General features: G+C 72.6%; 8 protein-coding genes. 2 read left to right on the top strand and 6 right to left on the bottom strand.

Annotation, left to right across the window (positions count from 1 at the left end; translation table 11 throughout):
- Window positions 1-245: hypothetical protein (locus QZX64_RS08115; protein ID WP_295658253.1), on the top strand; the 245-nt coding region annotated here is incomplete at its 5' end.
- Window positions 242-1,477: an MFS transporter gene (locus QZX64_RS08110; RefSeq protein WP_295658252.1), complete on the top strand. Its 1,236-nt coding sequence runs from the start codon at window positions 242-244 to the stop codon at window positions 1,475-1,477. The genes QZX64_RS08115 and QZX64_RS08110, both read left to right, overlap by 4 nt.
- 27 nt (window positions 1,478-1,504) lie before the next feature.
- Here QZX64_RS08110 and QZX64_RS08105 read toward each other — a convergent pair whose 3' ends face one another.
- From QZX64_RS08105 to QZX64_RS08080, 6 genes are all read right to left on the bottom strand, one after another.
- On the bottom strand, window positions 1,505-2,449 hold the full coding sequence (locus tag QZX64_RS08105) for a tetratricopeptide repeat protein (RefSeq protein WP_295658251.1): 945 nt from the start codon (window positions 2,447-2,449) through the stop codon (window positions 1,505-1,507).
- Between the two features lie 56 nt (window positions 2,450-2,505).
- The gene (gene pgm / locus QZX64_RS08100) at window positions 2,506-4,146 is read right to left on the bottom strand and encodes a phosphoglucomutase (alpha-D-glucose-1,6-bisphosphate-dependent) (RefSeq protein ID WP_295658250.1); all 1,641 of its coding nucleotides are present in this window, start codon (window positions 4,144-4,146) and stop codon (window positions 2,506-2,508) included.
- Window positions 4,147-4,270: 124 nt separating this feature from the next.
- Entirely contained in the window at window positions 4,271-5,986 is a 1,716-nt protein-coding gene (locus QZX64_RS08095; protein WP_295658248.1) for a methylmalonyl-CoA mutase, read from the bottom strand.
- Window positions 5,987-6,064: 78 nt separating this feature from the next.
- Window positions 6,065-6,553 (bottom strand): MarR family winged helix-turn-helix transcriptional regulator, encoded by a 489-nt coding sequence (locus QZX64_RS08090; RefSeq protein ID WP_295658247.1) that lies wholly within the window; start codon window positions 6,551-6,553, stop codon window positions 6,065-6,067.
- Window positions 6,553-7,059 carry a PH domain-containing protein gene (locus tag QZX64_RS08085; RefSeq protein WP_295658245.1) on the bottom strand — a complete coding sequence of 169 codons (507 nt, stop codon included), beginning with the start codon at window positions 7,057-7,059 and terminating at the stop codon, window positions 6,553-6,555. Before QZX64_RS08085 ends, QZX64_RS08090 begins: the two co-directional genes overlap by 1 nt.
- A 25-nt stretch (window positions 7,060-7,084) precedes the next feature.
- Complete coding sequence (locus tag QZX64_RS08080; protein ID WP_295658244.1) at window positions 7,085-7,252, bottom strand: hypothetical protein; 168 nt, start codon at window positions 7,250-7,252, stop codon at window positions 7,085-7,087.
- Window positions 7,253-7,342: the final 90 nt, after the last annotated feature.

The raw sequence follows: 7,342 nt of genomic DNA, 5'->3' as shown, positions 1-7,342 counted from the left end.
TCACCGCCTACCTGCAGGCGGTGCACCGCGAGGTCGAGCGCCGCTCGCGGATCCCCCGCGCGAGCCCCGGCGGGTTCGGCTCCGACATCGAGGGCTGGGTGCCACCCGAGGTGTGGGACCGGGTCCACGCCCTGCTCCGTGAGGCCTCAAGCCTCCTGCACGACCACAATGCGCCGCCCCGCACGGAGGGGACGCTGCACGTCTCGGCCACGCTGACGGCCTTCTCGCTGGAGGCTCCGCGATGACTTGGGCCGAGTCCTTCTCCCCGCTGCGGGACCGCAACTTCCGCTTCTACTTCGCCTCCCGCACCGTCAACATGCTCGGCGCCATGATGGCCAGCATCGCCTTGGCGTTCGCGGTCCTGGAGATCACCGACGACCCCGCCGCACTCGGCCAGGTGCTGGCGGCCCGCACTCTCCCGATGGTGGCGCTGCTGCTCTGGGGCGGCGTGATCGCCGACCGGTTCCCCCGCGAGCTGGTGCTGCAGTTCTCCAACGTGGCGTCCGCCCTCTCCCAGGGAGCCATCGCGGCGCTCGTCATCACGGGTACGGCGGAGCTGTGGATGCTGGTCGTGCTCAGCGTTGTCAACGGCACCGTCTCGGCGCTCAGCTTCCCGGCGATGGCCAGCATCATGCCGCAGCTCGTGCCGCGCGAGCAGCTGCAGCGGGCCAACGCCCTCATCTCGCTGGTGCGGGGCGGCCTGACCGTCGTCGGACCCACGCTCGGCGCCCTGCTGGTCGTCACGGTCGGCGCCGGCTGGGCGGTCGGCATCGACGCCGCCACGTGGCTCGCCTCCTCGGTCCTGCTCGGGTTCGTGCGCGTCCCGCGTGCGGAGCGGAAGGCCGAGCAGCCGGGTACCATCGCCGAGCTCGCCGCCGGCTGGAGCTACGTGCGCCACACCACCTGGCTCTGGGTCGTGGTGCTCGGCTTCTCCGGCCTCAACGTCATCCACGGGGGCGCGTGGTTAACCCTCGGACCGGCGGTGGCGAAGGAGACCTTCGGGGAGCAGGGCTGGGGTCTGGTGCTCTCCGCCGAGGCGGCCGGGCTGCTGCTGATGACGCTGGTGCTCCTGCGCGTGCCGCTCCAGCGCCCGCTGCTCTGGGGCATGATCGGCATGACGTTCCTGGGCCTGCCCATCCTCGTCCTCGGTGCGCAGCCGAGCCTGTGGTGGCTGGTCCCCGCCGCCTTCGCGGCCGGCGCCGGCACCGAGGTCTTCAACATGGGCTGGAACCTGGCGATGCAGGAGAACGTGCCGGAGGAGATGCTCTCGCGCGCCTACTCCTACGACGCGCTCGGGTCCTTCGTGGCGATCCCGGTCGGGCAGCTGGCCTTCGGGCCGCTCGCCGCGGCGTACGGCTTCCGCGACGTGCTGGTGGTCAGCGGCGTCGCCTACCTGCTCGTCTGTGCCCTCGTGCTGTGCTCGGCGTCGGTACGCCGGCTGCCGCGGGTGCCGCAGGAGGCACGGGTCGCACCGTGACCGGCACGCCCGACGCTGCGGCCACCCTCAGAACAGCGCCGAGGCCAGCTCGCGACGTCCCCTGAGCACCCGCTCGTCGTCGTTGCCGACGGCCGCGAAGAGGCCCAGCAGGTGGTCGCGTGCCCGGGTGCGGTCATCGCCGGCGCTGCGGCGCACCAGCTCGACCAGGCGGGTGAAGGCGTCCTCGACGTGGCCGCCGAGCATGTCGAGGTCGGCCACCAGGGTCTGCGCGTCGACGTCGTCGGGAGCCGCGGCCGCGGCGGCGCGCGCCGCGTTCAGGTCGACGCCGACGGTGCGCTGCAGCACGGTGGCCATGGCCAGCCCGGCCACGGCCTCGGCGTCGGCCGGGTTGGCCTCGACGAGCCTGCGGTACTCGGCGACGGCGGTGTCGATGTCGCCCTCGCCCAGGGCGTCCTGCGCGGCGGCGTACCGCGGGTCGACCGGGGGCTCCTCGTCGCCCTCGACGGGGGCCTCCCCGTGCCGGGGCTGGTGGCGGCCGGTGATCCCCTGGGCGGTGAACTGGCCGACCACCTGGGTCAGCGCGGCGCGCAGCTCCTCGAGCGGCAGCGCGTCCTGCAGCAGCGGCACCGGGCGGCCCTCGAGCACCGCCACGACCAGGGGGATCGAGGGGATCTGCATCGCCTGGGCGATCTGCGGGGCGGCGTCGATGTCGACGAGGCCGACGAGGAAGCGCCCCGCGAACTCACCCGACAGCGCGGCGAGGTCGTCGGCGAGCTGGCCGCTCTCGGGCATCCGGGTGCGCGAGTAGAACGCCAGCAGCACCGGCGCGGTCATCGAGCCCTCGACCACCTGCTGGAAGTTCTGCTCCGTCACCTCCACGGAGTACGCCGACCCGCCGGCGGCCGGCGCGCCGCCGGCGGGGGCACCACCGGCGGGGGCCGCCGGAGCGGCCGGCCGCTTCAGGGCGGAGAGGTCGATGGCACCGGGACGGGAGAACGGTTGCTGCGTCATGGCGACATTCTCACCAACGGGTGGCCGTCGGCGCCAACCGCCTCCCGCCCCGGACCTCAGCGGAGCGCCGCCGCCACCACCTCGCGGGCCTCCGCCTGCACCTCGGCGAGGTGCTCGGGGCCCCGGAACGACTCGGCGTAGATCTTGTAGACGTCCTCGGTGCCCGAGGGCCGCGCGGCGAACCACGCGCTCTCGGTGGTGACCTTGAGCCCACCGATCCTCGCGCCGTTGCCGGGCGCCTCGGTGAGCCGTGCGGTGATCTCCTCGCCGGCCAGCGAGGTGGCCTCCACGTCCTCGGGCGCGAGGGCCGCGAGCTTGGCCTTCTGGGCCCGGTCGGCCGGTGCGTCCACCCGGGCGTACGCCGGGTCGCCGTGCTCGGCCACCAGGTCGGCGTAGTGCTGCGAGGGCGTCCTGCCGGTGCGGGCGAGGATCTCCGAGGCGAGGAGCGCCAGGATCATGCCGTCCTTGTCGGTGGTCCACGTGGTGCCGTCCATCCGCAGGAACGACGCGCCCGCGGACTCCTCGCCGCCGAAGCCGAACGAGCCGTCGACCAGGCCGGGCACGAACCACTTGAAGCCGACCGGGACCTCGACCATGGGCCGGCCCAGCGCGGTGGCCACCCGGTCGATCATCGAGGACGACACCAGCGTCTTGCCGATGCGCGCGTCCTCGGGCCATCCGGGCCGGGCACCGCCGAAGAGGTAGCCGATCGCCACGGCGAGGTAGTGGTTGGGGTTCATCAGCCCGGCGTCCGGGGTCACGATGCCGTGCCGGTCGGAGTCGGCGTCGTTGCCGGTGGCGAGGTCGTAGTCGTCCTTGCGGGCGATCACCGAGGCCATCGCCGACGGCGAGGAGCAGTCCATCCGGATCTTGCCGTCCCAGTCCAGGGTCATGAACCGCCACGTCGGGTCGACCAGCGGGTTCACCACGGCGAGGTCGAGGCCGTGCCGCTCCCCGATCGCTGCCCAGTAGTCCACCGACGCACCGCCCAGCGGGTCGGCGCCGATCCGCACCCCCGCCTCCCGGACGGCGGCCAGGTCGACGACGGAGGGCAGGTCGTCGACGTAGGTGCCGAGGAAGTCGTACGACGAGCACGCCGCCCGCGCGCGGGTGAACGGCGTGCGGCGCACCTCGGCCAGCCCGCCCCGGATCAGCTCGTTGGCGCGGGCGGCGATGACCGAGGTCGCGTCACTGTCGGCCGGGCCGCCGTGCGGCGGGTTGTACTTGAAGCCCCCGTCGGCCGGCGGGTTGTGCGACGGCGTGACGACGATGCCGTCGGCCAGGCCGGGCCCCGAGGAGCGGCCGCCGTTGGCCCGCAAGATGGCGTGCGACACCGCCGGGGTGGGGGTGTAGCCGTCGGCCGAGTCGACCAGCACCGTCACGTCGTTGGCGACGAGCACCTCGATGGCCGAGCTCCACGCCGGCTCCGAGAGCCCATGGGTGTCGCGGCCGAGGAAGAGCGGGCCGTCGTACCCCTGGGCACGGCGGTGGTCGCAGATCGCCTGCGTCGTCGCCACGATGTGCGTCTCGTTGAACGCGGTGCGCAGGCTGGTGCCGCGGTGACCGCTGGTGCCGAACGCGACCTGCTGGTCGACGTCGTCGGGATCGGGGACGCCGGTGTAGTAGGACGTCACCAGGTGCGCGACGTCGACGAGGTCGGAGGGCTGGGCCGGGGTGCCGGCGCGTTCGTGGCTCACCCTGCGACGCTATCGACGGCGACCTCCCAGGGCCAGTGCGACCCGGCTAGAAGCGTGCCGGCTCGCTCTCCACGTTGCTCGCCGGCTAGCAGCGTGCCGGCTCGCGGTCCATGTTGCTCGCCGACTAGAAGCGTGCCGGCTCGCGGTACTCCCCCCACTCCGCCCGCAGCGCGTCGCAGATCTCACCCAGCGTGGCCTCGGCCCGGACGGCCTCCAGCATCGCCTCGATCATGTTCTCGTCGGTGCGTCCGACCTCGACCATCCGGGTGAGGGCGGCGGCCACGGCGGCGTCGTCGCGGGCGGCCTTGCGCTCGGCCAGCAGCCGCACCTGGTCGACCTCCACCTCGTGGCTGACCCGCACGATCTCCAGGTCGTGCGTCACCGAGGCCTCGTGGCAGTTGACGCCGACGATGCGCTTGTCCTTCTTCTCCAGCGCCGTCTGGTACTGGAACGCCGCCTCGGCGATCTCGGACATGAACCAGCCGTCCTCGATGCCGCGCAGCAGTCCCCGCGTCACGGGGTTCTCGCCCGCACGGGTGGCGGTGGCCAGTCCCTCGGGGTCGCTGTGGGTGAGCGTCGAGCCGCCCATGGCCAGGATCCGGTCGAAGATCGCGTTGGCCTCGGCCTCGATCTTGTCGGTGAGCGCCTCGACGTACCAGCTGCCCCCCAGCGGGTCGGCGACGTTGACGACCCCGGTCTCCTCCATGATCACCTGCTGGGTGCGCAGCGCGATCTCGGCCGCCTGCGGGCTGGGCAGGGCGAGGGTCTCGTCGAGGGCGTTGGTGTGCAGGGAGTTGGTGCCACCGAGCACCGCGGCGAGCGCCTCGATGCCGGTGCGGACGACGTTGTTGTAGGGCTGCTGGGCCGTGAGCGAGACCCCGGCGGTCTGGGTGTGGAAGCGCAGCCACTGTGCCTTCTCGGTCTGCGCGCCATAGACGTCGCGCAGCCAGCGCGCCCAGATGCGGCGGGCGGCGCGGAACTTGGCGATCTCCTCGAAGAAGTCGACGTGGGCGTCGAAGAAGAACGACAGGCCCGGGGCGAAGACGTCGACGTCGAGGCCGCGGGAGACCCCGAGCTCGACGTACCCGAAGCCGTCGGCGAGGGTGAACGCCAGCTCCTGCGCAGCGGTCGAGCCCGCCTCACGGATGTGGTAGCCCGAGACCGACAGCGGCTTGTAGGCCGGGATGTGCGCAACGCAGTGCTCCATCAGGTCGCCGATCAGGCGCAGGTGCGGCTCGGGGCCGAAGATCCACTCCTTCTGGGCGATGTACTCCTTGAAGATGTCGGTCTGCAGGGTGCCGTTCAGCGCACCGGTGTCGACGCCGGCGCGCTCGGCGGCCACCAGCATCATGCAGAAGACCGGGACGGCCGGCCCGCTGATCGTCATCGAGGTCGTCACCTCGGCGAGGTCGATGCCCTCGAACAGCATCTCCATGTCGGCGGCCGAGTCGATCGCCACCCCGCAGTGGCCCACCTCGCCGAGCGCCTTGGGGTCGTCGGAGTCGCGCCCCATCAGCGTCGGCATGTCGAAGGCGACCGAGAGGCCGCCACCGCCGCGACCCAGGATCATCTTGTAGCGCTCGTTGGTCTGCTGGGCGTTGCCGAAGCCGGCGAACTGCCGGATGGTCCAGGTGCGGCCCCGGTAGCCGGTCGGGTAGAGGCCGCGGGTGAAGGGGAACTCGCCGGGCCACTCCGAGTCGTCGGTGCCGTAGGCGGGATCGACCTCCACCCCCGACAGCGTGCTGAAGTCGACGTCGCGCACGCGGCCGCCGGCGGCCGAGCGCTCGTAGCGGGACTGCCAGCGCTCGCGCGCCGTCGGGTCGTGCTGCTCGTTGGCCATGAGGGAATAGTAGGACGTCCTACTAAACGAGGCCAGCCGCGGCGCTCGCGAGCTCCCGGCCCGACGCCGCGGGCCGGCTCAGAAGTCGCCGGCCGCGCGGCGTACGGGGGCGAGGAGCCGGGACAGGGACGACAGCTCGTGGTCCTCGAGCGCGCCCAGTCCGAAGTCGGCGGCGGTCAGGTCGGCGGTCGCGGCCTCCACCAGCGCGCGGCCGCTGTCGGTGATCTCGGCCAGCACGGCCCGGGCGTCGTCGGGGTGGGGGCGCCGCACCACCAGGCCGGCGCCCTCGAGCCGCCGCACGATCGAGGTCACGGACGTCGGGTGCACCTGCAGCCGCTCCCCCATCTTGCCCAGGGGCAGCGAGCCACGGGAGGAGAACGTGAGCAGCACCAGCGCCTCGTAGCGGGCGAAGGTCAGCCCGTGCGGGCGCAGCAGCGCGTCGAGCCGCCCGATGACCAGCTGCTGCACGCGCATCAGCGACGTCACGGCGTGCATGGCGGGCACCCCGTCCCAGCGGAGCCCCCACTGGCGGGCCGCCTCGTCGATGGGGTCGAAGGGCAGGGTCATCAGCCGGCCCCGCGCGGTCCACGCAGCCCGGCGCGCTGCACCACCCGCTGGATGGCGAGGTCCCGGGCGTCCGGCTGGCCGACGTGGCGGATGTCGCGCAGGCCCTGCTCCTGGGCGGCGGACTCGAAGACGAAGTGCCCGTAGCCCAGGATCCGGCCGATCAGGGGCTTCTCCACGGTGATGTCGAGGATGCGCGCGAGCGGCATGGTCGCCAGCTGCCGGGCGAGCACGCCGTGCACCCGGAAGACGCGCATGTTGGTGATCACGAAGACATCCATCCTCGCCTGCAGCGCTAGCCAGCCCGCGTGGGCGGCGATGCCGCCGGCCAGCAGGAAGGGGAACCACGCGAGGTCGAGGTCGACGAACGGGAACGCCACCAGCAGGAGCAGCGCCGCGAAGCCCTCGAGCGCCGGCCGGACGTAGACGACCGGGTGCTTGCGCACCTCGTCCACGACCACCTCGCCCTCCTCGCGCAGGAGGTGGCGGCGGATGTCCGGTTCGGTCACGGACGCGAGCAGGCCCACCGCAGCCTCAGAGCGCGTCCACGAAGTCGATGACCGCTCCGAAGAGGTCCTGGGCCGCCGCCCAGGTCGTGTCGGCTCCGCCGCTGGCCGCGTCGGCGAGGCCGTTGGGGTCGGTGAACATCCAGTAGCCGAGGAAGACCACGAGCAGCACGACGAACGTCTTCTTGAGCTTCATCCCGGGGACTCCCATCGGTTCACGGCCGTGGCAGCACACGACACCCGCGCGGCGCACAGGACGCCACCTTGATACCACCGGCCACGCCGA

Origin of the sequence: uncultured Nocardioides sp. (genome assembly GCF_902805925.1) — a bacterium.
In the GTDB taxonomy this organism is placed as follows: Bacteria; Actinomycetota; Actinomycetes; order Propionibacteriales; family Nocardioidaceae; genus Nocardioides.
This window is presented reverse-complemented; position numbering and strand designations above follow the sequence as displayed.

Coding starts and splice junctions, on each gene's coding strand:
- QZX64_RS08110 (WP_295658252.1), top strand. CDS start 242: ATGACTTGGGCCGAGTCCTTCTCCCCGCTGCGGGACCGCAACTTCCGC.
- QZX64_RS08105 (WP_295658251.1), bottom strand. CDS start 2,449: ATGACGCAGCAACCGTTCTCCCGTCCCGGTGCCATCGACCTCTCCGCC.
- QZX64_RS08095 (WP_295658248.1), bottom strand. CDS start 5,986: ATGGCCAACGAGCAGCACGACCCGACGGCGCGCGAGCGCTGGCAGTCC.
- QZX64_RS08090 (WP_295658247.1), bottom strand. CDS start 6,553: ATGACCCTGCCCTTCGACCCCATCGACGAGGCGGCCCGCCAGTGGGGG.
- QZX64_RS08080 (WP_295658244.1), bottom strand. CDS start 7,252: ATGAAGCTCAAGAAGACGTTCGTCGTGCTGCTCGTGGTCTTCCTCGGC.